The sequence below is a fragment of the Marinobacterium sp. xm-g-59 genome (assembly GCF_013283315.1).
GTDB lineage: Bacteria > Pseudomonadota > Gammaproteobacteria > Pseudomonadales > Balneatricaceae > Marinobacterium_E.
The window spans coordinates 1-1,196 of record NZ_WBYR01000031.1; the positions used below are offsets into that span (position 1 = coordinate 1).

The following is a 1,196-nucleotide window of genomic DNA, read 5'->3' on the forward strand; positions in this document are numbered from 1 at the left end:
TGTAATCCTCCCGAAAAATAATTGGGGTTTTAAGTAGAGCGTTTTATGATCTATGAATCAGGAGCGATCTATGAAGAAGTCACGTTTTACCGAAAGCCAGATAGTGGCGATTCTCAAACAACATGAGTCTGGTGTCTCGGTTCCAGACTTGGCCCGTGAACATGGGGTAAGTACCGCAGCGATTTATCAATGGCGTGCAAAATACGGCGGTATGGATGCATCGTTGATGAAGCGTCTAAAAGAACTCGAAGCCGAAAATGCTCGACTCAAGAAGATGTATGCCGAGGAGCGCCTCAAGGCTGAGATTCGCCAGGAAGCGTTAGAGGGAAAGCTGTAAAGCCATCTCAAAGAAGAGAGATGGCGCAGAGTGCTGTTGAGCGTCACAGTATCTCGATCAGGTTGGCCTGCGAGTGTTTGGGGATTAGTGAGACCTGTTATCGCTACCAAAGCAAACTGTCCTCTGAGAATGCACAGGTAGCTGACTGGTTACTACGCCTGACGGAAAACAATAAGCAGTGGGGATTCGGTCTCTGTTACTTCTATTTGCGTAACGTGAAAGGGTTTAAATGGAACCACAAGCGGATATATCGCATTTACAGGGAGCTGGAACTGAATCTGCGCATTAAGCCTAAACGTCGCCTTAAACGGGACAGGCCAGATCCGTTAAGCGTCCCAACGGCACCAAATCAAGTTTGGTCTATCGATTTTATGAGCGATGCTCTGGCTGATGGTCGCAAGTTACGAACGTTCAATGTGATCGATGACTATAACCGAGAAGGGTTAGCGATTGATGTTGATCTATCAATGCCAAGTGTCAGAGTCATTCGGTCTCTAGAACAAATCATTGAGTGGCGAGGTAAACCCGCAGCGATTCGATGCGATAACGGTCCTGAACTGCTATCGGGGCCGCTGATCAATTGGGCGAACGTGAACCGAATCACGATGCTTTATATTCAGCCTGGGAAACCGACACAAAACGCTTACATTGAGCGATTCAATCGGACAGCAAGACATGAATGGCTCGACCTGCATCAATTTGAAACCGTCAGTCATGCGCAATTACTTGCCACTGAATGGCTTTGGAAGTACAACAATGAGAGACCAAACACCGCTATCGGCGGCGTACCACCGAGATGGCTGTTAGAAGCAGCCTAGGCTCTACGCAAAACTCCCATTACAAATGGGGGGATTACACT

General features: G+C 47.7%; 1 protein-coding gene. It reads left to right on the top strand.

Annotated elements, in window-relative coordinates; translation table 11 throughout:
* The first annotated feature begins 70 nt into the window (after window positions 1-70).
* Window positions 71-1,155, top strand: a protein-coding gene (locus XMG59_RS12015; protein WP_173498808.1) for an IS3 family transposase whose coding sequence is annotated in 2 segments (ribosomal slippage) — window positions 71-332 and window positions 332-1,155 — 1,086 coding nt in all. Because the reading frame shifts where the segments join, the coding sequence is not laid out codon by codon here.
* The last annotated feature ends 41 nt before the right edge of the window (window positions 1,156-1,196 follow it).